Source organism: Pantoea coffeiphila (assembly GCF_016909495.1).
Lineage (GTDB): Bacteria > Pseudomonadota > Gammaproteobacteria > Enterobacterales > Enterobacteriaceae > Erwinia > Erwinia coffeiphila.
This window is the reverse complement of record NZ_JAFBFW010000005.1, coordinates 1-22912: the sequence shown is the minus strand read 5'-3', so window position 1 is coordinate 22912 and position 22912 is coordinate 1. Positions and strand designations below refer to the sequence as shown.

23 protein-coding genes are annotated in these 22912 nt (G+C 53.9%); 16 read left to right on the top strand and 7 right to left on the bottom strand.

Features of this window, described 5'->3' with window-relative positions; all coding sequences use genetic code 11:
- Positions 1 to 33 precede the first annotated feature (33 nt).
- The 6 genes from rng to csrD form a co-directional block, all read right to left on the bottom strand.
- Positions 34 to 1503 carry a ribonuclease G gene (rng, locus tag JOE09_RS16465; RefSeq protein ID WP_105592890.1) on the bottom strand — a complete coding sequence of 490 codons (1470 nt, stop codon included), beginning with the start codon at positions 1501 to 1503 and terminating at the stop codon, positions 34 to 36.
- Entirely contained in the window at positions 1493 to 2086 is a 594-nt protein-coding gene (locus JOE09_RS16460) for a Maf family protein (RefSeq protein WP_205066528.1), read from the bottom strand. The genes rng and JOE09_RS16460 overlap by 11 nt, the downstream gene beginning before the upstream one ends.
- A 9-nt stretch (positions 2087 to 2095) precedes the next feature.
- The gene (gene mreD / locus JOE09_RS16455) at positions 2096 to 2584 is read right to left on the bottom strand and encodes a rod shape-determining protein MreD (RefSeq protein ID WP_105592888.1); all 489 of its coding nucleotides are present in this window, start codon (positions 2582 to 2584) and stop codon (positions 2096 to 2098) included.
- The gene (mreC, locus tag JOE09_RS16450; RefSeq protein ID WP_338049366.1) at positions 2581 to 3633 is read right to left on the bottom strand and encodes a rod shape-determining protein MreC; all 1053 of its coding nucleotides are present in this window, start codon (positions 3631 to 3633) and stop codon (positions 2581 to 2583) included. Before mreC ends, mreD begins: the two co-directional genes overlap by 4 nt.
- Before the next feature lie 70 nt (positions 3634 to 3703).
- Positions 3704 to 4747, bottom strand: a complete 1044-nt coding sequence (mreB, locus tag JOE09_RS16445) for a rod shape-determining protein MreB (protein ID WP_105592886.1) — start codon at positions 4745 to 4747, stop codon at positions 3704 to 3706.
- A 314-nt stretch (positions 4748 to 5061) separates the two neighbouring features.
- Positions 5062 to 7011 (bottom strand): RNase E specificity factor CsrD, encoded by a 1950-nt coding sequence (csrD, locus tag JOE09_RS16440; protein WP_205066527.1) that lies wholly within the window; start codon positions 7009 to 7011, stop codon positions 5062 to 5064.
- Between the two features lie 226 nt (positions 7012 to 7237).
- Between csrD and acuI the strand changes: the two genes are divergently transcribed.
- The 16 genes from acuI (at position 7238) to JOE09_RS16360 (ending at position 22675) form a co-directional block, all read left to right on the top strand.
- On the top strand, positions 7238 to 8215 hold the full coding sequence (gene acuI / locus JOE09_RS16435) for an acrylyl-CoA reductase (NADPH) (RefSeq protein ID WP_205066526.1): 978 nt from the start codon (positions 7238 to 7240) through the stop codon (positions 8213 to 8215).
- A gap of 126 nt (positions 8216 to 8341) precedes the next feature.
- Entirely contained in the window at positions 8342 to 9346 is a 1005-nt protein-coding gene (gene msrP / locus JOE09_RS16430; protein ID WP_105592883.1) for a protein-methionine-sulfoxide reductase catalytic subunit MsrP, read from the top strand.
- Positions 9347 to 9349: 3 nt separating this feature from the next.
- Positions 9350 to 9952 (top strand): protein-methionine-sulfoxide reductase heme-binding subunit MsrQ, encoded by a 603-nt coding sequence (gene msrQ / locus JOE09_RS16425; protein ID WP_105592882.1) that lies wholly within the window; start codon positions 9350 to 9352, stop codon positions 9950 to 9952.
- A 247-nt stretch (positions 9953 to 10199) separates the two neighbouring features.
- Complete coding sequence (gene aroQ, locus JOE09_RS16420) at positions 10200 to 10652, top strand: type II 3-dehydroquinate dehydratase (protein ID WP_205066525.1); 453 nt, start codon at positions 10200 to 10202, stop codon at positions 10650 to 10652.
- 21 nt (positions 10653 to 10673) lie between these two features.
- The gene (gene accB / locus JOE09_RS16415; RefSeq protein WP_200546516.1) at positions 10674 to 11150 is read left to right on the top strand and encodes an acetyl-CoA carboxylase biotin carboxyl carrier protein; all 477 of its coding nucleotides are present in this window, start codon (positions 10674 to 10676) and stop codon (positions 11148 to 11150) included.
- Positions 11151 to 11161: 11 nt separating this feature from the next.
- The gene (accC, locus tag JOE09_RS16410) at positions 11162 to 12511 is read left to right on the top strand and encodes an acetyl-CoA carboxylase biotin carboxylase subunit (protein WP_200561802.1); all 1350 of its coding nucleotides are present in this window, start codon (positions 11162 to 11164) and stop codon (positions 12509 to 12511) included.
- A 140-nt stretch (positions 12512 to 12651) separates the two neighbouring features.
- A complete protein-coding gene (locus JOE09_RS16405; protein ID WP_105592878.1) occupies positions 12652 to 12894 on the top strand; it encodes a YhdT family protein in 243 nt (80 codons plus the stop codon).
- Positions 12884 to 14338 carry a sodium/pantothenate symporter gene (gene panF, locus JOE09_RS16400; protein ID WP_205066524.1) on the top strand — a complete coding sequence of 485 codons (1455 nt, stop codon included), beginning with the start codon at positions 12884 to 12886 and terminating at the stop codon, positions 14336 to 14338. The genes JOE09_RS16405 and panF overlap by 11 nt, the downstream gene beginning before the upstream one ends.
- Before the next feature lie 10 nt (positions 14339 to 14348).
- Entirely contained in the window at positions 14349 to 15230 is an 882-nt protein-coding gene (prmA, locus tag JOE09_RS16395; RefSeq protein WP_205066523.1) for a 50S ribosomal protein L11 methyltransferase, read from the top strand.
- Between the two features lie 305 nt (positions 15231 to 15535).
- On the top strand, positions 15536 to 16501 hold the full coding sequence (dusB, locus tag JOE09_RS16390) for a tRNA dihydrouridine synthase DusB (RefSeq protein WP_105592875.1): 966 nt from the start codon (positions 15536 to 15538) through the stop codon (positions 16499 to 16501).
- A 25-nt stretch (positions 16502 to 16526) separates the two neighbouring features.
- Positions 16527 to 16823 (top strand): DNA-binding transcriptional regulator Fis, encoded by a 297-nt coding sequence (gene fis / locus JOE09_RS16385; RefSeq protein ID WP_000462905.1) that lies wholly within the window; start codon positions 16527 to 16529, stop codon positions 16821 to 16823.
- A gap of 437 nt (positions 16824 to 17260) precedes the next feature.
- On the top strand, positions 17261 to 18181 hold the full coding sequence (gene lpxP / locus JOE09_RS16380; RefSeq protein ID WP_205066522.1) for a kdo(2)-lipid IV(A) palmitoleoyltransferase: 921 nt from the start codon (positions 17261 to 17263) through the stop codon (positions 18179 to 18181).
- Positions 18182 to 18516: 335 nt separating this feature from the next.
- Positions 18517 to 19542 (top strand): amino acid ABC transporter substrate-binding protein, encoded by a 1026-nt coding sequence (locus tag JOE09_RS16375; RefSeq protein WP_105592873.1) that lies wholly within the window; start codon positions 18517 to 18519, stop codon positions 19540 to 19542.
- 67 nt (positions 19543 to 19609) lie between these two features.
- Entirely contained in the window at positions 19610 to 20788 is a 1179-nt protein-coding gene (locus tag JOE09_RS16370; RefSeq protein WP_205066521.1) for an amino acid ABC transporter permease, read from the top strand.
- Positions 20789 to 20802: 14 nt separating this feature from the next.
- Positions 20803 to 21903, top strand: coding sequence for an amino acid ABC transporter permease (locus JOE09_RS16365; RefSeq protein ID WP_205066520.1), 1101 nt, complete (start codon positions 20803 to 20805; stop codon positions 21901 to 21903).
- 10 nt (positions 21904 to 21913) lie between these two features.
- Positions 21914 to 22675, top strand: coding sequence for an amino acid ABC transporter ATP-binding protein (locus JOE09_RS16360; protein ID WP_105592870.1), 762 nt, complete (start codon positions 21914 to 21916; stop codon positions 22673 to 22675).
- A 10-nt stretch (positions 22676 to 22685) separates the two neighbouring features.
- Here JOE09_RS16360 and JOE09_RS16355 read toward each other — a convergent pair.
- Positions 22686 to 22912 (bottom strand): hypothetical protein (locus tag JOE09_RS16355; protein WP_205066519.1); only part of this gene is annotated, 227 nt, incomplete at its 5' end.

Below are 22912 nucleotides of genomic sequence, written 5' to 3'. Positions count from 1 at the left end.
TCCTTGTTTCGTTCCGGGGTAACAGTTTTTACTCTACATCATCACTACGTCAAACTGTTCCTGCGTATAGAGCGGCTCAATCTGTACTTTAACCTGTTTTCCGACGAAGATTTCCACTTCTGCCAGCGCATGGGATTCGTCGCTCTTCAGTGCCTCACCGACCGCAGGAGAAGCATAGACGAGGAATCGGTCGGAATCATAAGCATGATGTACGCGAACGATCTCACGCATGATTTCGTAACACACGGTTTCTACCGTTTTAAGCGTACCGCGCCCTTTACATACCGGGCAGTCCTGGCACAGCACGTGTTCAATGCTTTCGCGGGTGCGCTTGCGTGTCATTTCCACCAGGCCAAGCTGGGAGAAACCGTTAATACCGGTCTTCACCCGATCTTTGCTCAGCGCCTGCTCCAGCGAGTGCAGCACCCGGCGGCGGTGGTCTTCATTACTCATATCGATAAAGTCGATAATAATAATGCCGCCGAGATTACGCAGCCGCAGCTGCCGGGCGATGGCCTGTGTGGCTTCGATATTCGTATTGAAGATGGTCTCTTCAAGATTGCGATGGCCAACGAACGCACCGGTATTGATGTCGATGGTGGTCATCGCTTCGGTCTGATCGATAATCAGGTAACCACCGGATTTCAGCTCAACCTTACGGTCCAGCGAGCGCTGAATTTCATTTTCCACGTCGAACAGATCGAAAATGGGCTGCTTGCCGGTGTACAGCTCCAGCTTGGCGGTCATTTCCGGGATGTACTCACTGGTGAATTCCACCAGGTGTTCGAAAGTCTGACGTGAGTCGATACGAATGCGATCCAGCGCCGCACCGGCAAAGTCACGCAGAATACGCTGTGAAAGCGCCACCTCGCCGTACAGACGGTAGCGGGTTTGATTGCGCTTCTTGCGCTCAATCACTTTGGTCCACAGGCGCTTGAGGAACGCAGCATCCGAGGCCAGCTCTTCTTCACCCACGCCTTCCGCCGCTGTGCGGATAATATAGCCGCCCAGCTCATCGCAGTAGCCGGAGACCACCGCTTTCAGGCGGTCGCGTTCGGCTTCGCTGTCGATGCGCTGTGAAACGCCCACGTGTGAAGCTCCCGGCATAAAGACCAGATAGCGTGATGGCAGCGTAATGTCGGTGGTCAGACGCGCGCCTTTGGTACCCAGCGGATCTTTCACCACCTGCACCATCAGATCCTGCCCCTGGCGAACCAGCTCGGAAATATCCCGCACCGAGAAGTTTTTCTGTTCATCGCCCGCGACGCATTCGGTGTGCGGCATGATGTCGGAGGCGTGAAGAAAAGCCGCTTTCTCCAGACCGATATCCACAAACGCCGCCTGCATCCCAGGCAGTACCCGGCTGACGCGGCCTTTATAAATATTACCGACGATGCCGCGGCGCGCTTCGCGCTCGATATGAATTTCCTGCAAAATGCCGCCGTCGATGTAGGCAACGCGGGTCTCCGACGGCGTAATATTAACCAGCAGTTCAGCTGTCATATTGTCCTCTCACGTCACGCAGCGCCAGAAAGCTGCTGAACAGCTCAGCTGTTTCAACCAGAGGCAATCCCACCACTGCGTAATAGCTTCCGTTAATTTTTCTGACAAAGTTTCCACCCAGTCCCTGAATACCATACGCACCGGCTTTGTCCATCGGCTCGCCGCTGGCGATATAGTTCCTGATATCATCTGGTGTCAGTGAGCGAAACGTCACATCGGTGACAACAAGGCAATCAAGCGACCGCTGGCTGTCGGCAAACGCTACGGCCGTCATCACCTGATGGGTCTGGCCGGAGAGCTTTGCCAGCATTGCGGCTGCAGCATCTTTATCGGCTGGTTTTTCCAGCACTTCATTATGTAATACGACTATGGTATCAGCCCCAAGTACGGGCAGATCCTGGCGGGCAACGGCCACGCCGGCCTGCGCTTTTTCCAGCGCCAGACGACGGACGTAGTGTTCGGCCTGTTCACCATCGCGGCGCTGCTCTTCTACCTCAGTAGAGATGCGCTCAAATGATAAACCAAGCTGAGTCAGTAGTTCACGACGACGGGGAGAACCAGAAGCCAGATACAGGGATACCATAATTGTCCTTTATTGTACGGCAAACTGGCGGCGAATTTTTCTCATCAGTAAGAACAACCAGGGCCAGAGGATGCCGTCGATGACGCTGCTCCAGAAAATTTCTGGTCTGAACGAAACGTTGATTACCAGGAATTCGGCCCAGAAGACGATCACATCCATCGCCAGCGACAGCACCATCACCATCAGTGCCTGCTGCCACAGCGCCAGATTGCGGAACAGCTGGAATTTAAACGCCACCAGATACGCGATAATGCTCAATGCCAGCGCACGTACGCCCAGCGTTGAACCAGAGATGAGGTCCATTATAGATCCCATCACGAATCCCGTACCGACATTTACCCGATGCGGCAGCGCCAGCACCCAGTAAATTAAGATCAGCAGCAGCCAGGATGGCCGGAACATATAAATCTGTTCCGGCCAGGGCATGATTTGCAATACCAACGCAACGAGGAATGAGAGCCAGATGACCCAGCGGCCATGACTGCGATAGCTACTCAAGGCTGACCTCCACGCACCGGTGACTGGCGGCGAACCGGCGCAGCTTGAGCTGGCACGGGTTCCGTCACGGCAGCCGTGCCGGGCGCGGTGCTACCACTATCACTAACGGCAGGCGGAGCCGGAGGCCCCATCTCGCTCACCGGCGGCAGTACCTGAGGCATCATCTGCATCAGACGTTCGTTTGCCACGCGGTGAACTTCATCAGGCGCCATTGGCATGGTGCCGTTACGATCGGCCCCCCACAGCAGTAGCAGATAGCGCAGACGCTGCAGTCCGGCAGTTGGACGAGCCTGAATCACCGTATAGGCACGCTGCGTATCCACTTTCACCGACGACACAACGCCGACAGGATAGCCTTCAGGGAAACGCCCACCGAGGCCCGACGTCACCAGTACGTCACCAACACGAATATCGGTGTTGCCCGGCAGATGCTCAAGCTGCAAATCTTCCGTGCAGCCGTTGCCCGCCGCGATAACGCGGATATCGTTGCGCAGCACCTGGATCGGCAGTGCATGGGAAGCATCGCAAATCAGCAGCACGCGGCTGGTGATTTTGCCGACGGCAACCACCTGTCCGACGACGCCCTTATCGCTGATAACCGGCTGCCCTTCGTAAACACCGTTTACGCTGCCTTTATCAATCACTACCTGATCGGTATAAGGATCGCTACCGGTAGAGATGACCTGGGTCACCATCTTGTGTTCATCCTGACGCAGCGGCGAACCCAGCAGTTCGCGCAGGCGGGCATTTTCCTGTTTGAATTGTCCCAGCATCAGCAGTTCGCTGTTCTTCAGGATCAGTTCACGACGTAAGGCTTTATTTTCCAGCTCGATCTGCTGGCGGGAGGCCAATGTTTCAGAAACATCGTCCAGAATTTGACGCGGCCCATTGGCCAGAAAGTAGAATGGACTAACGGCGGTATCCATATAGGTGCGTATTTGGGTGAAAGCCCCCATACGACTATCGGCAACAATAACGCCTATTGCCACTATAACCGCTAAAAATAAGCGTAACTGCAGGGAAGGCCCCCTGCTGAACATCGGCTTCATAAAATCGGCGTTTTCCTCGACAACATGAAAAAGGAGTGCGGGCAGCGCCCCGCCACTCCCTTCAGGCAAATTATTCTTCGCTGAACAAATCGCCGCCGTGCATGTCAATCATTTCCAACGCTTTACCACCACCGCGTGCTACGCAGGTCAGCGGATCTTCTGCAACGACTACCGGAATGCCGGTCTCTTCCATAAGCAGGCGGTCCAGGTTACGCAGCAGCGCACCACCACCGGTCAGTACCATGCCGCGTTCGGAGATGTCAGATGCCAGCTCTGGCGGGCACTGTTCCAGTGCGACCATAACGGCGCTCACGATACCGGTCAAAGGCTCCTGCAGCGCTTCCAGGATCTCGTTTGAGTTCAGCGTGAAACCACGTGGAACCCCTTCAGCCAGGTTACGGCCACGGACTTCCATTTCATGCACTTCATCACCCGGGTAAGCCGAGCCGATACCGTGCTTGATGCGTTCCGCGGTTGCTTCACCGATCAGTGAACCGTAGTTACGACGCACATAATTAATGATGGCTTCATCGAAGCGGTCACCACCAATACGTACGGAAGAGGAATAAACCACGCCGTTGAGGGAAATCACGGCAACTTCTGTTGTACCGCCACCGATATCCACCACCATCGAACCGGTCGCTTCAGATACCGGCAGGCCAGCACCGATTGCCGCGGCCATAGGTTCCTCAATCAGGAACACTTCACGCGCACCAGCCCCCTGGGCAGATTCACGGATAGCACGGCGTTCAACCTGCGTTGCGCCCACGGGCACACACACCAGCACGCGCGGGCTTGGGCGCATAAAGCTGTTGCTGTGTACCTGTTTAATAAAGTGTTGCAGCATTTTCTCGGTCACGAAGAAGTCAGCGATAACGCCGTCTTTCATTGGACGAATAGCCGCGATATTGCCGGGCGTACGGCCCAGCATTTGTTTTGCGTCATGACCTACTGCCGCCACGCTCTTAGGAGAACCGGCACGATCCTGACGAATAGCAACGACGGAGGGCTCATTAAGAACAATGCCCTGTCCTTTCACGTAGATCAGGGTATTGGCGGTACCCAGGTCGATGGACAAGTCGTTGGAAAACATGCCACGAAATTTTTTAAACATACTAAAGGATAATCCTGCAAGCTGGGGGCGGAAAATAAAATCCGCTTACTTTACCAACCACACGAAGCAGCGACAAGGCGCAAAAACAGTCTACTTCGGTGAAAAATCATGCTATCTCGCGCCGGTGTCACAACCTTCAGCAGCATCTTCTGCAAAAAATGCTTATAACGCGGCATCCTGCCCTGGGGTTTAGACGGATAAAGCGGACATAACATACATAATATTTAACATTTTAGTTTCGCTTCGGCTGGCAAGGAAGCCGCTTCGAACCACACCGCGCGGCTATTCTACGTGAAAACCCGGCTAACGGCAGGCTAAACTCGATATCTTTGCGAATATTTTTTCACGTTGCTGTTGACCGGCTGAGAGGATGCAAAAAAGTCCCCCTGACCACCGGTAACGCCCAGCTCAACCAGAGTTTGCCACTCCTCTTTAAAACGCACTCCGGCGGCAAAAACCCGTGTTGATGTGTGCTTGCAGCTCTCAATCAGGCTCTGTACAAACAGCTGATTTTCCGTACGCCGCTCGATATTACGCACCAGCCCCGGGTGCAGCTTAATCAGCTCCACCTGAAACTGTCGTATATAAGCGGTGCTAACCACGGTTAACCCTGCCTGATTGATGGCCACGCGGCAGCCAAAACCATAGATCAAACGAAACACCGGGTCTAACCGATTGAAGTGTTGACACACATCCGCTTCTGCAAGTTCAAATAAAATACGTTTTCTTTGTGATTTAGTGCATTGCAGCAAACTATCGCGCAGCCAGTTGAGGAAACTGCGCTGCAGCAGGGAGTCCAGTGTCAGAGGAATCGCCAGCGTCTCTTCGGGCCACAGTTCAACCAGCGTCAAGATCCGCGTCACCATCTGGCGGTCGTAGCGCTCTGCCAGTCCAAGCTGCTGCGCCAGTGGCAGGTATTCCGCCGCCAGCAGCTCTTTTTCACCGTCAAATATGCGCGGCATCATCTCACGGTGATGAACCTTGCCTTCGCTGGTCACCGCCGGTTTCTGATACAGGCGAGGGCCGCCACGATTAACGGTATTTTCCAGTAGCGTGCGCCATTTCACGCTGCCCCGCCCCAGATCCTGAAGTGCACCTTCACCGACCGACCAACCGTTTCCACCTTGTAAAGTTGCCTGACGAGTGGCCAGTTCGGCATTTTCCATTACCTGCTGCGTAGTCTGCCCGCTGCGCCAGCCGCTGATACCGATATGAATCATATCGTCCCGGTCCAGCATGCGCGTTGGCGGCAGCGTATCCACCGCCTTAATCAGCTGCGATGCAATGCCATCGGCATCTTTGATGCTGCGGTGCGGCAACAGCACGGCAAAGTCGCTGCGGAAGTAACGCGCCAGCAGCGCGCCGGGGTAGCGTAAAACAAAGGTCGACAGCAGATTGACCAGCGCAAACAGATAGTCCTGAACCTCGGTATGCCCCCAGCGCTCGCGCAGCGTGTCAAAATCCGGCAGGCGGATCATCATTACCATCCCGTGCGTGCCAACCGCCTCAGGATCTTCCAGTAACGTGGTCAATTGATTATCAAAGAACAGGCGATTATTTAACCCGGTGCGCGGGTCCTGAGCGGCGAAGGTGCGGATCAGCGTGTCGACGCGGTAATGCTGCTCTCCCGCCTCTTTCAGATCCGCCAGCAGCAAATCAATTGCGCTACTCGCTTTTGCCGGCCATTCATGTATCGACCCCGGACGTACGCTGGCGCGCTCACCTTTGATGATAGCTTCTGCACGCACCTCCAGCTTTTCCAGGCCTTTCAACTGCCGGTAAAGCCAGCGATGGGCCTGCACCAGCAAAAATGTCATGATCGCCACCACGGCAACGATAGCCAATAGCGTTGAGGCTCCAATCATCGAGCTGAACCACGTTTTGGTCGGATCGATCCACATAATGCGCAGAGTTAAATGAGGATGCTGGCGAAGATGAATATCGGTCTGACGAAAGCGGTTCGGTTCATCATCAAGCAGTGACTGCTGATGGCGGGTGACCTGCAACAGAGTGTTGTTGCCGTCATTCAGCTCAATGCGCTCAATCTGTAAGGGGTTCATGACCTGATGGAGCCAGGGAGAGATCTGCTGCGGGGACTGGGTTAACAAGGCGAGATCGACATCGTCAGCCATCCGTTCAACCCGAAATTCTGCTCTCTGGTTGCTAATATAGAAGAAGCTCAGCACGCAGCCCACCAGCATTAGCAACATTCCTAATGTGCAGAGCAGTGTGATAATCGCAGAAAGTTTGGTGGTTAATCGCATCCTTGTGCCCATTCAACTGCGGTGACAGATACGCCATTAACGGTAATGTACACTCGTAGATTAATGGCAGGCGGAAACAGGCACCCTTAGCCTGAGTAACACGGAATGGAAAAATACCATAACCCGGATGCCGTTTGCTTGTCTGGTGTCAGATAATCAGAGGTTTCTGCGAGTATAGTCGTCCCAGGTACTTTTTTCATTGAACAAGCGATTTCAGGAGATTCACATGCAGGCACTGGTTCTCGAACAGGCAGACGGCAAAACACTGGCCTCCATCCAGCAGGTTGACAGCAGCGATCTCCCTCCCGGCGACGTTACCGTGGATATTGAGTGGTCAGGCATTAACTATAAGGACGCGCTGGCGATTACCGGTAAGGGAAAGATTATTCGCCAGTTCCCGATGGTTCCCGGCATTGATTTTGCCGGAAAAGTACACACCAGCAGCGATCCGCGCTTTCACAGCGGCCAGTCGGTGGTACTCACCGGCTGGGGCGTTGGCGAGAACCACTGGGGCGGGCTGGCTGAACAGGCGCGGGTGAAAGCGGACTGGCTGGTTGCGCTACCTGAAGGCCTGGAGGCTCGCCAGGCAATGATTATCGGCACCGCCGGGCTGACTGCCATGCTTTGTGTCATGGCACTTGAAGAAGGTGGAGTGACTCCGGAAAGCGGAGAGGTACTGGTAACCGCAGCCAGCGGCGGCGTGGGCAGCACGGCAATTGCACTGCTGCACGCGCTGGGTTACCGAGTGACTGCCGTCAGCGGGCGTGAATCTACCCACGACTATTTACAGCAGCTGGGCGCCACCCACATTTTGCCACGCAGCGAGTTCAGCGAAGCCTCCCGCCCGCTGGAAAAACAGCGCTGGGCAGGGGCAATCGATGCCGCAGGTGGCCAGGTACTGGCCAGCGTTCTGGCGCAAACCTCCTGGGGCGGCGTGGTAGCCGCCTGTGGCCTTGCCGGTGGCTTCGATCTGCCCACCAGCGTGATGCCGTTTATTTTACGTAATGTGCGCCTGCAGGGGGTCGATTCAGTGATGGCCCCGACCGCACGACGTATTGCCGCCTGGAAACGCCTGGTCAAGGTTTTACCTGCCTCGTTCTATCAACAGGCCACTACGGAGATTTCGCTGTCACAGGCCCCTGAGGCCGCAGAAAGATTGTTAAATAATCAGATAACCGGCCGGACGCTGGTACGGGTTCGCTAATCCTTTCGCCCCGGTTTATTTGCCGGGGCTGATTTAACCGCAAATGCTCCATTTTACCTGAATGCTCGCTGAAACTTCTTCGCCAGGCCATGCTCTAATATCCACAGTCTTTATCGAGAATTCCCCATGAAAACCGTAAACACACTGTCTGAAAACGACGTCACGCCGGAGAGCGTGTTTAATACCCGCCGGCGGACGCTGTTAAAAACCTTAGGACTTGGGGCTGCGGCTTTCACCCTGCCCGGTGCTGCCAGAGCCGATGTGCTTTCATGGTTTAAAGGCAACGATCGCCCAAAAGCGATGCCGGGTAAGGCACTGGAATTCAGTAAGCCCGCGCAGTACCAGGCCGATTTACCGCTAACGCCGGAAGATAAGGTCACCGGCTACAATAACTTCTACGAATTCGGGCTGGATAAAGCCGACCCTGCCGCCAATGCGGGCACGCTAAAAACCACCGACTGGAAAATCACCATCGACGGTGAAGTGGCAAAACCACTGACTTTAGATATGGATGATATCTTTAAGCGCTTTCCACTGGAGCAGCGAATCTACCGCATGCGCTGCGTTGAAGCCTGGTCAATGGTTGTGCCGTGGATTGGCTTCGAACTGGGTAAATTGCTAAAAGCCGCCGAACCCACCAGCAATGCACGCTATGTCGCCTTCCAGACGGTCTATGCCCCGGATGAAATGCCCGGTCAGCAGGATCGTTTTATCGGCGGCGGGCTGGATTATCCTTATGTAGAAGGATTACGGCTGGATGAAGCCATGCATCCGCTGACTCTGCTGACCACCGGCGTTTATGGCAAAGCGCTGCCGCCGCAAAACGGCGCGCCGATCCGTTTGACCGTACCCTGGAAGTACGGCTTTAAAGGGATTAAATCCATCGTAAAAATCAGTCTGGTCAAAGATATGCCGCCCACAACCTGGAACCAGCTGGCACCCAACGAATACGGGTTCTATGCCAATGTGAATCCACACGTCGATCACCCACGCTGGTCGCAGGCCAGCGAGCGCGTGATTGGATCAGGCGGTATTCTTGATGTTAAGCGCCAGCCGACGCTGCTCTATAACGGCTATGCTGAACAGGTGGCTTCGCTCTACCGTGGCCTTGATTTACGGGAAAATTTTTAAGTGATGCGCCTGAATGCGAAACAAATAACCGTCCTGAAGGTTCTGCTGCATCTGGCCGGCTTCCTGCCGTTCCTCTGGCTGCTGCTCTCTATTGACCAGGGCTGGTTCAGCGCCGATCCGGCGAAGGATATCCAGCATTTTACCGGCAGAATGGCGCTGAAGTTTCTGCTGGCCAGCCTGGCCGTCACACCTGTTGCTCGCTATGGAAAGCAGCCCCTGCTGATCCGCGTACGCCGATTGCTGGGGCTCTGGTGCTTTGCCTGGGCGACCCTGCACCTGGTCAGCTATTCGCTACTGGAGCTGGGGATCGACAATATTGGCCTGCTGGGTTCGGAACTGATTTACCGACCGTATCTGACCTTCGGCTTGATCAGCTGGGTTATCCTGCTGCTGCTGGCCGCTACCTCCTTCCAGAAAGCCCAGCGTCGATTAGGGAAACGCTGGCAAACGCTGCATTACACCGTCTACCTGGTGGCAATTCTGGCACCCATTCACTATCTTTGGTCGGTGAAAGTGCTTTCGCCACAGCCGTGGATTTATGCGTTACTTGCCGCGATCCTGCTGGCATTCCGTTATAAAACATTCCGCAAGTGGTGGCCGTGGTAATCGGTTCTGCCCCCGCAGATAGCGTGTTCTCTGTCACAACAGGATAAATCTTCGGCGTCTTTTTCACGGGCGCTGTGGATTATCTTCGCTGATAAGACCAGTATTTAGCTGCTAATTGCGTTGATATCGTTATAATGCCCGACTTCGTTTGCCAGCCGACATCAAATTTCATCTGAATGAGGTGACAAACCGGCTTTGGCGATGTATTTTGTGCGATGCCTCAATTATCGCAGGAGATAGCAGCAAGATGACGGATAAGTTTCATGTACTCCTTTTGAACGGTCCCAACCTGAATCTGCTGGGTACGCGTGAGCCGGAAAAGTATGGCCACACGACGCTGGGCGAGATTGTCAGCGATCTGACGACACAGGCCGCAGCGCTGAACGTTACCCTGAGCCATCTCCAGTCCAATGCGGAACATGCGTTGATTGATCGCATACATGAGGCAAAAGGCAATGTCGATTATATCGTCATCAACCCGGCGGCATTCACCCATACCAGCGTAGCACTGCGTGATGCGCTGCTGGCAGTTAGCATCCCATTTATCGAAGTTCATCTGTCAAATGTGCATGCCCGTGAGCCTTTTCGCCATCATTCATATCTTTCTGATATTTCTGCCGGCGTGATCTGTGGACTTGGCGTCGACGGTTATTCCTGGGCTTTACAGACAGCGGTAAAACGCCTGTCACCATCTAATTAAACAGAGTACGGAACCACACTTATGGATATTCGTAAGATTAAGAAACTGATCGAACTGGTTGAAGAATCAGGTATCGCTGAACTGGAAATCTCTGAAGGCGAAGAGTCAGTTCGTATCAGCCGTTCCCCGGCTAACGTTGGCTATCCAATGATGCAGCAGGCTTACGCTGCGCCAATGATGCAGCAGCCACAGCCCGCTCTGGCCGCCGCCGTGGCTCCTGCCTCTGCACCGGCTATGGAAGCACCAGCGGCAGCTGAGATCAGCGGCCACATCGTGCGCTCTCCAATGGTAGGGACGTTCTATCGTACCCCAAGCCCGGATGCCAAAGCCTTCATTGAAATTGGCCAGAAAGTTAACGCCGGCGACACTCTGTGCATCGTTGAAGCCATGAAAATGATGAACCAGATCGAAGCCGATAAATCCGGCGTTGTGAAAGCGATCCTGGTCGAAAGCGGTCAGCCAGTTGAATTTGACGAGCCGCTGGTAGTCATCGAATAACGAGGCGAACCATGCTTGATAAAATTGTAATTGCTAACCGTGGTGAGATTGCGCTGCGTATTCTGCGTGCCTGTAAAGAGCTGGGCATCAAAACCGTTGCCGTGCACTCCACTGCGGATCGCGACCTGAAGCACGTGCTGCTGGCAGACGAAACCGTCTGCATCGGCCCGGCTCAGTCGGTAAAAAGCTATCTGAATATTCCGGCGCTGATCTCTGCGGCGGAAATCACCGGTGCGGTGGCTATCCATCCGGGTTACGGGTTCCTGTCCGAGAATGCAGACTTTGCCGAGCAGGTTGAGCGTTCTGGCTTTATCTTTATCGGACCAAAAGCGGATACCATCCGCCTGATGGGCGATAAAGTTTCCGCTATCACCGCGATGAAGAAAGCCGGTGTGCCTACCGTGCCAGGTTCAGACGGTCCACTGACCGAGGACATGGATAAAAACCGTGCCTTTGCAAAACGCATTGGTTATCCGGTGATTATCAAAGCCTCCGGCGGCGGCGGCGGTCGCGGTATGCGCGTTGTGCGCAGCGACAAAGATCTGGAGCAATCCATCACCATGACGAAAGCGGAAGCCAAAGCGGCTTTCAACAACGACATGGTGTACATGGAAAAGTACCTGGAAAATCCACGCCACATCGAAATCCAGGTTATGGCCGATGGTCAGGGCAACGCTATCTATCTGGCCGAGCGCGACTGTTCCATGCAGCGTCGTCACCAGAAAGTGGTGGAAGAAGCGCCAGCACCGGGCATTACTGAAGAACTGCGTCGCTATATCGGCGAGCGTTGCTCTAAAGCCTGTGTGGATATCGGCTATCGCGGTGCGGGTACGTTCGAGTTCCTGTTTGAAAACGGTGAGTTCTACTTCATTGAAATGAACACCCGTATTCAGGTTGAGCACCCGGTTACTGAAATGATCACCGGCGTGGATCTGATCAAAGAGCAGCTGCGTATCGCTGCCGGTCAACCGCTGTCAATCAAACAGGAAGAAGTGACCGTTCGCGGCCATGCGGTGGAATGCCGTATTAACGCCGAAGACCCGAACACCTTCCTGCCAAGCCCAGGCAAGATCACCCGCTTCCATGCGCCTGGTGGTTTTGGCGTGCGCTGGGAATCACATATCTACGCCGGTTACAGCGTGCCGCCGTACTATGATTCAATGATTGGCAAGCTGATCACCTACGGTGAAACCCGCGATGTTGCTATCTCCCGCATGAAAAATGCGCTGGCGGAGCTGATTATTGACGGGATTAAAACCAATATCGAACTGCAGATGAAAATCATGTCAGACGAGAACTTCCAGCACGGTGGAACCAACATCCACTACCTGGAGAAGAAACTCGGCCTGCAAGAGAAGTAATCCTGCCTGCTCGTGGGCCTGCATCGTCAGGCCCATTCTCCTTCCCCGTAAGTCACTTCTAAAGGTGTTGCCGGGTCATGAGCCTTAACTCTGCCATCCCTGCATAAATGAACCTTTGCCGTCACTCTGAGGAGATACGGATGGATACGCGTTTTCTACAGGCGAATAAAGAAGCACGCTGGTCATTCTGGCTGGCGGTGGCTTATCTTGCCTGCTGGGTGCTGACTGCCTGGTTGTGGGACGAACGCCCCGGCATCACCGGGCTGCCACACTGGTTTGAGCTCTCCTGCCTGCTGGTGCCCGGCCTGTTTATATTTCTCTGCTGGCTGATGGTTCGCGTGGTTTTCCGCGATATTCCTCTGGAGGATGACAGTGAAGCTTGAGATTATTTTACCGCTGATTGGCTATTTACTGCTGGTCGCCGGTCTGTCGGTATTTGCCATGCGCAAGCGCCGCGAAGGCAGTTTCCTCACCGAGTATTTCCTTGGTAGCCGTTCCATGGGCGGCTTTGTGCTGGCGATGACCCTGACCACCACTTATATCAGCGCCAGTTCCTTTATCGGTGGCCCGGGTGCCGCCTATAAATACGGCCTCGGCTGGGTGCTGCTGTCGATGGTACAGGTTCCCGCTGTCTGGCTGGCGCTGGGCGTACTGGGGAAAAAGTTCGCGATTCTTGCCCGTCGCTATAACGCCGTCACGCTCAACGATATGCTGTATGCCCGCTACCGCAGCCCCCTGCTGGTGTGGCTGGCGAGTCTGAGTCTGCTGGTTGCCTTTATCGGCGCGATGACGGTGCAGTTTATCGGCGGCGCGCGCCTGCTGGAGACGGCAGCAGGGATACCTTACGATACCGGCCTGCTGATCTTCGGCGGCAGCATTGCCCTGTATACCGCCTTTGGCGGCTTCCGCGCCAGCGTGCTGAACGATGCAATGCAGGGCCTGGTGATGCTGCTGGGAACGTTTCTGCTGCTGTATGCGGTGATCCACGCGGCAGGCGGAATGCACAGTGCTGTTGCCAAACTGGAAGCGATCGATCCCCGGCTGATTACGCCTTCCGGTGTGGATAATATTCTGACGCCAACGTTCCTCGCCTCTTTCTCGGTTCTGGTCTGCTTCGGGGTGATTGGCCTGCCACATACCGCCGTGCGCTGTATCTCCTATAAAGACAGCAAAGCGGTGCATATGGCCATCGTCCTCGGTACCATCGTGGTCGCCGTGCTGATGCTGGGGATGCATCTGGCCGGTGCTCTGGGCCGCGCCGTGCTGCCGGATCTGGCGATCCCCGACCAGGTGATCCCGACGCTGATGATCCAGGTACTGCCACCGCTGGCCGCCGGGATCTTTCTTGCCGCACCGATGGCGGCGATCATGTCAACGATCAATGCCCAGCTGCTACAATCATCGGCAACGATCGTGAAAGATCTCTACCTGCGTGTACGACCCGAGCATATGGCGAACGAGCGCCTGCTTAAACGCTTCTCCAGTCTGGTAACGCTGGTGCTGGGTCTGCTTCTGCTGCTGGCGGCGTGGAATCCACCCGATATGATTATCTGGCTGAATCTGTTGGCGTTCGGTGGGCTTGAAGCCGTATTCCTCTGGCCGCTGGTGCTGGGGCTGTACTGGGAAAAGGCCAATGCCGCTGGCGCACTGAGCAGCATGATTACCGGTGCAGCCTGTTACACACTGCTGGCCAGCCTGCACATTGAGCCGATGGGTTTCCACCCCATTGTGCCTGCGCTGCTGCTGAGCCTGCTGGCCTTTATTGCCGGCAACCGTTTTGGCCACTCTGCTGCTGAACCGCAGAAGGCCTCCACCCTGTTTGAATAAGAGAATTGCTATGCCCTGGATACAGATGAAGATTAATACGACCGGCGCTCAGGCTGAAGAACTCGGTGACGCACTGATTGAAAACGGCGCGGTATCGGTGACCTTCCAGGATACGCACGATAATCCGGTTTTCGAACCGCTGCCGGGCGAAACCCGCCTGTGGGGTGATACCGACGTCATCGGTCTGTTTGATGCAGAAACCGAGATGCCGGACGTGATCGCCGGACTGGAACAACATCCGCTGCTGGGATCGAGCTTCCACCATAAGATCGAGCAGATCGAAGATAAAGACTGGGAGCGCGAGTGGATGGACAACTTCCACCCGATGCGCTTTGGTCAGCGTCTGTGGATTTGCCCAAGCTGGCGTGATGTACCGGACCCTGAGGCGGTTAACGTCATGCTCGATCCGGGGCTCGCCTTTGGCACCGGCACCCATCCCACCACAGCGCTGTGCCTCGCATGGCTGGATGGCCTGGACCTAGTGGGTAAAACAGTAATCGATTTTGGCTGCGGCTCCGGCATTCTGGCCATTGCGGCGCTGAAGCTGGGTGCTGCACAGGCGATTGGCATTGATATCGATCCTCAGGCTATTCAGGCAAGCCGTGACAACGCTGAACGTAACGGTGTTTCTGAACGCCTGTCGCTGTACCTGCCCCACCAGCAGCCGGACAACCTGAGTGCCGACGTGGTAGTTGCCAATATCCTCGCAGGCCCGCTGCGCGAACTGGCACCGCTGATTAGCGTGTTACCAAAAAGCGGTGGTCATTTGGGACTTTCCGGCGTACTGGCGAGCCAGGCAGAAAGCGTCTGTGAAGCCTACGCAGACACCTTTACTCTCGACCCGGTCGCCGAGAAAGAGGAGTGGTGCCGTATTACCGGTATCCGCCACTAAAATTTCGCTGGCGCAGGTCATTAGAACTGTGTCAGCGCGTTCTTTGCGTCACATGTGCCAAATAACACCCAATCTGACGTGAAAAATGTTGTTATATTGGTCACAAAAAAAGAAAAATCTTTGTACACAATTTCAGCATAATTTTTTAATTTATTGTTTTATATGAATTAAAATATACAACATGGGCTGAGCTACGCACGACATTGACCGCTAGCGTTAGATTGTTCAAAGTTTGGCCTTTCATCTTCCTGAAAAAATGCGTAATATACGCCGCCTTGCGGACACACTATGGTCACTTTTTTTTCATGCGCATAGGAAATCACCAGCTTCGTAATCGATTGATTGCAGCCCCGATGGCCGGGATCACCGACAGGCCGTTCAGGACCCTTTGCTATTCAATGGGCGCTGGAATGACCGTATCCGAGATGTTGTCGTCTAACCCTGAAGTTTGGGCCAGCGATAAATCACGGTTGCGTATGGTACACAGTGATGAGCCAGGTATTCGTACCGTGCAAATTGCAGGTTGTGACCCGGAAGAGATGGCACAAGCCGCGCGTATCAATGCAGCATCAGGTGCGCAGGTCATTGACATCAACATGGGATGTCCGGCCAAAAAAGTGAATCGGAAAATGGCAGGTTCGGCACTGCTGCAGCACCCTGAGCTGGTGAAGTCTATCCTCTCGGCGGTGGTCAATGCAGTTGACGTACCGGTAACGTTAAAGATTCGCACCGGCTGGGACAGCGACAACCGCAACTGCGTAGAGATTGCCCAATTGGCTGAACGCTGCGGTATTCAGGCCCTGACAATTCATGGACGCACACGCGCCTGTTTGTTCAACGGCGAAGCTGAGTACGACAGCATTCGGACAGTTAAGCAGAACGTATCCATTCCGATTATCGCGAATGGAGACATTACTGACCCGCATAAAGCCAGAGCTGTGCTTGACTATACGGGGGCTGATGCCCTGATGATAGGACGCGCGGCTCAGGGAAGACCGTGGATCTTCCGGGAAATCCAGCATTATCTGGACACTGGGGAGCTGCTGGCACCGATGCCACTGGCTGAAGTAAAGCGCTTGCTCATCGAGCACTTACGGGAACTGCACGACTTTTATGGTCACCGCAAAGGATACCGTATTGCCCGAAAGCACGTCTCCTGGTATCTCCAGGAGCATGCCCCAAACGACCAGTTTCGGCGCACATTCAACGCCATTGAGGATGCCAGCGAACAGCTGGAGGCGTTGGAGGCATACTTCGAAAATCTTGCGTAATTAGAAATAAAGAGCTGACAGAACTATGTTCGAACAACGCGTAAATTCTGACGTACTGACCGTATCTACCGTGAACTCACAGGATCAGGTGACCCAAAAGCCACTGCGTGATTCGGTCAAGCAGGCACTGAAGAACTATTTTGCTCAACTGAATGGTCAGGATGTGAATGACCTGTATGAGCTGGTACTGGCTGAAGTAGAACAGCCTCTGTTGGACATGGTGATGCAATACACCCGTGGCAACCAGACCCGTGCAGCCCTGATGATGGGTATCAACCGCGGAACACTGCGTAAGAAACTGAAAAAATACGGCATGAACTGATACTAATCAGTGATATGTTTGATAAAAGGCGCTCCTCGGCATGGGAAGCGCCTTTTTTAATAGCCTGATAAATTGCTTAAACGCTCCGTTCGGCAGAAGAAATTGAGTCAATCTGATAGTGCATTTTTTGTCGATAATTCAATGACTCTGACCTGACAGTTTTCGCTCTTGAAATTCTTCTCAGATTATTCGGCTTACCCCCTTCCTGGATGGCCTGTAACCTGTGTACACTCAGCGCCAATGGAAATGCCTTCGCAGGCCCGCCGCCCTCACCTTTCTGACCGCAGTGCGTAACGCCCCACGAATGTAAAGTTTTTGCCGGTAGCGGAACCCGGTTAAACCATCGTCCTGATTGGGTGTCTGAGTTACTGTACCGCAGCTATTCGTTTCATTAATGCAATACAGATTCACCATCCCTTAACGCTATACGAGTAATTATGAAGCATTCACCTAAGTTCCAGAGGGGCTATCTGCACCCGCGTTACTGGCTTACCTGGTTTGGCGTCAGCGTACTGTTTTTGCTGGTACAGCTGCCGTATCCGTTATTACACCGACTTGGCAGCTGGATGGGGCGCACTTCAATGCGCTTTATGAAGCGCCGCGTCTCGATTGCCCGCCGTAACCTGGAACTCTGTTTCCCGGATATGGATCGGGAGCAGTTGGAGCACCGCATCGTCGGAAACTTTGAATCCCTTGGGATGGGGTTGATTGAAACTGGAATGGCATGGTTTTGGTCAGATCGTCGCGTTAAGCGCTGGTTCAAGGTTAATGGCCTGCATAATCTTCAGGCTGCACAGAGCGAGGGCCGCGGCGCCTTAGTGATTGGCGTGCACTTCATGTCGCTTGAGCTGGGTGGCCGGGCGATGGGCCTCTGCCAGCCGATGATGGCCATGTACCGCCCGCACAATAACAAGCTGATGGAATGGGTTCAGACCAAAGGACGTATGCGTTCTAACAAGGCGATGATCAACCGCCGTGATCTACGTGGCATGGTCCAGGCTCTAAAACAGGGTGAAGCCGTTTGGTTTGCTCCAGACCAGGATTACGGCCCGAAAGGCAGCGTGTTTGCGCCGCTGTTCGCCGTCCCCCAGGCCGCCACCACCAGCGGTACATGGATGCTGGCCCGTATGGCAAAACCGGCGATGGTGACCGTCGTGCTGATCCGCAAAGAGGATGGCAGCGGCTATGAACTGGTCATCCAACCAGAACTGAAAGATTATCCGATCGATGACGAGCAGCAGGCAGCAGCCTATATGAACCGCGTGATTGAGCGCGAGATCATGCGCGCGCCAAACCAGTATATGTGGCTGCATCGCCGCTTTAAAACTCGCCCGGCAGGGGCGACTTCTCTCTACTAATAGCCCTCTCTGAATTATGAAAGCCAGCGTATCCTCGCTGGCTTTTATCTATTTCCCTACAAAACCCTTACAAAATTGTTACCTTTCTCACAGCGTTTCCATATAGTGAAACTGTTTGCACCATCTGTGACCAAGCCATCTATTTTTGCCCCGCCCCAGTGCGCGATATTAATAAAACTTTCAATTCCCTTCTGATTATTAGTAAAGCTTTCCAAGGAATTCAGCGCAATGCAAACCTGGCACCGTGTTTGCAAAGCAGTGAATAGCCAGACAGGCAAGCGCACCAAAGCGTGCGTTAAAACATAACAATATGATCCCGCCACACAGGATGCTTTATGAAAAAAATGATGCTCTCCACGTTGATTGCCGCTGCAACACTGTTTGCCGTTGCCAATCAGGCCCACGCGGGCACCACTCTGGATGCCATTAAAAAGAAAGGCTTCATTCAATGTGGTATCAGTGATGGTTTGCCGGGCTTCTCCTATGCGGATGCCAGCGGCAAATTTACCGGTATTGATGTGGATGTATGTCGTGCTGCAGCCGCAGCGGTGTTTGGTGATGCGGAAAAAGTGAAATATACCCCGCTGACTGCGAAAGAGCGTTTTACCGCACTGCAATCCGGTGAGGTTGATATTCTGTCGCGTAATACCACCTGGACCTCTGCGCGCGACGGTGGTATGGGCTTTATTTTCGCCGGCGTTAACTATTACGACGGCATCGGCTTCCTGACCCACCAGAAAGCAGGCCTGAAAAGTGCAAAAGAGCTGGATGGCGCAACGGTTTGTATTCAGGCCGGTACCGATACCGAACTGAACGTGGCTGATTACTTTAAAGCGAACAAAATGCAGTACACGCCGGTCACCTTTGACCGTTCAGACGAATCCGCTAAGGCGCTGGATACCGGCCGCTGCGATACGCTGGCCTCCGACCAGTCTCAGCTGTATGCCCTGCGTATCAAGCTGGGCAAGCCTGATGAATTTATCGTTCTTCCGGAAGTCATCTCGAAAGAGCCTCTGGGACCAGTGGTACGCCGCGGCGATGATGACTGGTTCACGATTGTGAAATGGTCACTGTTCGCCATGCTGAATGCCGAAGAGATGGGTATCACCTCTAAAAATGTTGACCAGATGGCTGCGAAGCCTACGACGCCTGATATGGCTCACCTGTTGGGTGCCGAAGGTGATTTTGGTAAAGATCTGAAGCTCGACAACAAATGGGCTTACAACATCGTTAAGCAGGTCGGTAACTATCAGGAAGTCTTTGACCGTAACGTCGGTAAAGACAGTCAGCTGAAAATTGCCCGTGGTCAGAATGCGCTATGGAACAATGGCGGCATTCAGTACGCACCGCCAGTACGTTAATTCCTCCGAATACCGGGCACCGCTCCAGCGGTGCCCACATCAGAATTTTCGTTACTGAGGTTTCAACATGTCTCAACGCCCAACCGTAAAAAGGGATTTTTCATTCAGTAATCCTGCGGTTCGCGCATGGTTTTATCAGATCGCTGCGATCGCCGCGGTACTTATCGTTGCTGGCTACCTGATCCATAACACCATCATCAACCTTGCAAACCGGGGAATTACCTCCGGTTTTGGCTTCCTGGAACGCAGTGCAGGCTTTGGTATTGTTCAGCATCTGATTGATTACAGTGAAGGCGATACCTATGCTCGCGTTTTTCTGGTCGGCCTGACCAATACGCTGCTGGTTTCCGCACTCTGTATTGTGTTTGCCTCGTTTCTCGGCTTCTTTATTGGACTGGCGCGGTTATCTGACAACTGGCTGTTGCGTAAAATCTCTAATATCTATATTGAGACGTTCCGCAATATCCCGCCGCTGTTACAGATTTTCTTCTGGTACTTTGCCGTATTGCGTAATTTACCCGGCCCTCGCCAGGCACTCAGCGCCTTCGACCTCGCGTTTGTCAGCAATCGCGGACTGTACATTCCCTGGCCTGAGTATGCGCCGGGAACGTGGCCGTTCCTGATCGCGATTTTGCTGGCTGTCGTGATCACCGTCGCTCTCTTCCGCTACAACAGAATGCATCAGTTGAAGACCGGCCAACTGCGTCGTACCTGGCCTGCAGCTATCGCTATGCTGATCCTGTTTCCGCTTGTGGCATCGCTGTTTGCAGGCCGTCCAATGCACTGGGATGTCCCTGAGCTGCGCGGCTTCAACTTCCGCGGTGGTTTTGTGCTGATACCGGAACTGGCGGCGTTAACGCTGGCACTGTCAATTTACACCTCTTCCTTTATCGCAGAAGTTATCCGCTCGGGTATTCAGTCAGTGCCTTACGGTCAGCATGAAGCGGCCCGTTCGCTGGGCCTGCCAAACCCCGTCACGCTGCGTCAGGTAATTATTCCGCAGGCCATGCGGGTCATCGTTCCGCCGTTGACCAGTCAGTATCTCAATATCGTGAAGAACTCTTCTCTGGCTGCGGCGATTGGCTACCCGGATATGGTGTCGCTGTTTGCCGGAACGGTACTGAATCAGACAGGCCAGGCTATCGAAACGATCGCCATTACGATGGGGGTTTACCTCATTATCAGCCTGTCGATATCGCTGCTCATGAATATTTATAACCGCAAGATCGCCCTCATTGAGCGCTAAGAGAACGGATAATTATGACTGTTGTCACTCATGAAACTTCGCCCGCTGCTCCCAACGCGCTTGCGCGTGCGGTGACCTGGGCCAGGAAGAATCTGTTTTCCAGCTGGGGTAATACCCTGCTGACTCTGTTTTGTCTGTGGGTGATGTGGTCGGTTATCCCACCGGCTCTGAACTGGCTGATCTTCCAGGCTAACTGGTTTGGCACCACCCGGGCAGACTGTACTAAGGAAGGAGCCTGCTGGATATTCATCCATGCGCGCTTCGGCCAGTTTATGTATGGCCTGTATCCGCATGAACTGCGCTGGCGCATCAATCTGGCCCTGATTATCGGGCTGATATCGATCGTGCCTATGTTCGTCAGCAGATTACCGCGCAGAGGCCGCTATATTGCCGCCTGGGCAATTACCTACCCGATAGTCGTCTGGCTGCTGATGTATGGTGGCTATTTCGGCCTGGATCGGGTTGAAACTCGTCAGTGGGGGGGATTGACGCTGACGTTGATTATTGCGTCAGTGGGGATTGCCGGGGCGCTACCGCTGGGGGTCCTGCTGGCATTGGGTCGTCGCTCAACCATGCCGGTTGTCCGTACGCTGTGCATCCTGTTTATTGAGTTCTGGCGGGGAGTTCCTCTCATCACCGTGCTATTTATGTCCTCAGTTATGTTGCCGCTGTTTATGGCGGAAGGCAGCACCATTGATAAGCTTATCCGCGCACTGGTTGGGGTGATCCTGTTTCAGTCGGCCTATGTGGCGGAAGTGGTTCGCGGTGGCCTGCAGGCGCTGCCAAAGGGTCAGTACGAAGCCGCAGAATCGCTGGGGCTGGGATACTGGAAAACGCAGGGGCTGGTTATCCTGCCTCAGGCGTTGAAACTGGTAATTCCGGGGCTGGTAAATACCATTATTGCCCTGTTCAAAGATACCAGTCTGGTGATCATCATCGGACTATTCGATCTGTTTAGTAGCGTGCAGCAGGCGACCGTCGACCCCACCTGGTTGGGTATGTCGACCGAAGGATACGTTTTTGCTGCACTGGTCTACTGGATTTTCTGTTTTAGCATGTCGCGCTACAGCCAGCATCTGGAAAAGCGCTTTCACACCGGGCGTACGCCGCACTGAGGTTAATTAAATGACTCAAATTATTACCCCTTCTGACGATGCGATGATGATTACGCTCGAAAACGTTAATAAATGGTACGGGCAGTTCCACGTGCTGAAGAATATTAATCTGGCGGTCAAACCACGCGAGCGAATCGTTCTGTGCGGTCCTTCGGGGTCCGGTAAATCCACCACGATCCGCTGTATCAATCATCTGGAAGAGCATCAGCAGGGTCGCATTGTGGTTGATGGAACTCTGCTTAACGACGATCTGCGCAATATTGAGCGCGTGCGCACGGAAGTGGGCATGGTTTTCCAGCATTTTAATTTATTCCCGCATCTTAGCGTGCTGCAGAACTGTACGCTTGCGCCAATCTGGGTTCGTAAAACGCCGAAAAAAGAGGCAGAAGAGCTGGCTATGCATTATCTGGAACGCGTCCGCATTGCTGAACATGCACATAAGTTTCCCGGCCAGCTGTCGGGTGGCCAGCAGCAGCGCGTAGCGATTGCGCGCTCGCTGTGCATGAAGCCAAAGATCATGCTGTTTGATGAACCTACCTCCGCGCTGGACCCAGAAATGGTGAAAGAAGTGCTGGACACGATGATTGGTCTGGCTGAAGACGGGATGACAATGCTGTGTGTTACCCATGAAATGGGCTTTGCTCGCACCGTTGCGGATCGAGTGATCTTTATGGATCGCGGGGAGATCGTCGAACAGGCACCGCCACAAGAGTTTTTCTCTAATCCTAAGTCTGAGAGAACCCGTGCATTCCTTTCACAGGTAATCCACTGATTTTATTATTTTAGTCTATTTTAGGGCCATCCAACCGGGTGGCCCTTTGATTATATTGGGTATGCAGTAAGAGCGACTGCTTCAGCAGAGTCAGCAGAGTCAGCAGAGTCAGCAGAGTCAGCAGAGTCAGCAAAGTCAGCAGAGTCAGCAGAGTCAGCAGAGTCAGCAGAGTCAGCAGAGTCAGCAGAGTCAGCAGAGTCAGCAGAGTCAGCAGAGTCAGCAGAGTCAGCAGAGTCA

Excerpts from the sequence above, each read along its gene's own strand:
- rng (WP_105592890.1), bottom strand. The coding sequence starts at position 1,503 with ATGACAGCTGAACTGCTGGTTAATATTACGCCGTCGGAGACCCGCGTT.
- JOE09_RS16460 (WP_205066528.1), bottom strand. The coding sequence starts at position 2,086 with ATGGTATCCCTGTATCTGGCTTCTGGTTCTCCCCGTCGTCGTGAACTA.
- mreC (WP_338049366.1), bottom strand. The coding sequence starts at position 3,633 with ATGAAGCCGATGTTCAGCAGGGGGCCTTCCCTGCAGTTACGCTTATTT.
- mreB (WP_105592886.1), bottom strand. The coding sequence starts at position 4,747 with ATGTTTAAAAAATTTCGTGGCATGTTTTCCAACGACTTGTCCATCGAC.
- csrD (WP_205066527.1), bottom strand. The coding sequence starts at position 7,011 with ATGCGATTAACCACCAAACTTTCTGCGATTATCACACTGCTCTGCACA.
- acuI (WP_205066526.1), top strand. The coding sequence starts at position 7,238 with ATGCAGGCACTGGTTCTCGAACAGGCAGACGGCAAAACACTGGCCTCC.
- msrP (WP_105592883.1), top strand. The coding sequence starts at position 8,342 with ATGAAAACCGTAAACACACTGTCTGAAAACGACGTCACGCCGGAGAGC.
- msrQ (WP_105592882.1), top strand. The coding sequence starts at position 9,350 with ATGCGCCTGAATGCGAAACAAATAACCGTCCTGAAGGTTCTGCTGCAT.
- aroQ (WP_205066525.1), top strand. The coding sequence starts at position 10,200 with ATGACGGATAAGTTTCATGTACTCCTTTTGAACGGTCCCAACCTGAAT.
- accB (WP_200546516.1), top strand. The coding sequence starts at position 10,674 with ATGGATATTCGTAAGATTAAGAAACTGATCGAACTGGTTGAAGAATCA.
- accC (WP_200561802.1), top strand. The coding sequence starts at position 11,162 with ATGCTTGATAAAATTGTAATTGCTAACCGTGGTGAGATTGCGCTGCGT.
- JOE09_RS16405 (WP_105592878.1), top strand. The coding sequence starts at position 12,652 with ATGGATACGCGTTTTCTACAGGCGAATAAAGAAGCACGCTGGTCATTC.
- prmA (WP_205066523.1), top strand. The coding sequence starts at position 14,349 with ATGCCCTGGATACAGATGAAGATTAATACGACCGGCGCTCAGGCTGAA.
- dusB (WP_105592875.1), top strand. The coding sequence starts at position 15,536 with ATGCGCATAGGAAATCACCAGCTTCGTAATCGATTGATTGCAGCCCCG.
- fis (WP_000462905.1), top strand. The coding sequence starts at position 16,527 with ATGTTCGAACAACGCGTAAATTCTGACGTACTGACCGTATCTACCGTG.
- lpxP (WP_205066522.1), top strand. The coding sequence starts at position 17,261 with ATGAAGCATTCACCTAAGTTCCAGAGGGGCTATCTGCACCCGCGTTAC.
- JOE09_RS16375 (WP_105592873.1), top strand. The coding sequence starts at position 18,517 with ATGAAAAAAATGATGCTCTCCACGTTGATTGCCGCTGCAACACTGTTT.
- JOE09_RS16370 (WP_205066521.1), top strand. The coding sequence starts at position 19,610 with ATGTCTCAACGCCCAACCGTAAAAAGGGATTTTTCATTCAGTAATCCT.
- JOE09_RS16365 (WP_205066520.1), top strand. The coding sequence starts at position 20,803 with ATGACTGTTGTCACTCATGAAACTTCGCCCGCTGCTCCCAACGCGCTT.
- JOE09_RS16360 (WP_105592870.1), top strand. The coding sequence starts at position 21,914 with ATGACTCAAATTATTACCCCTTCTGACGATGCGATGATGATTACGCTC.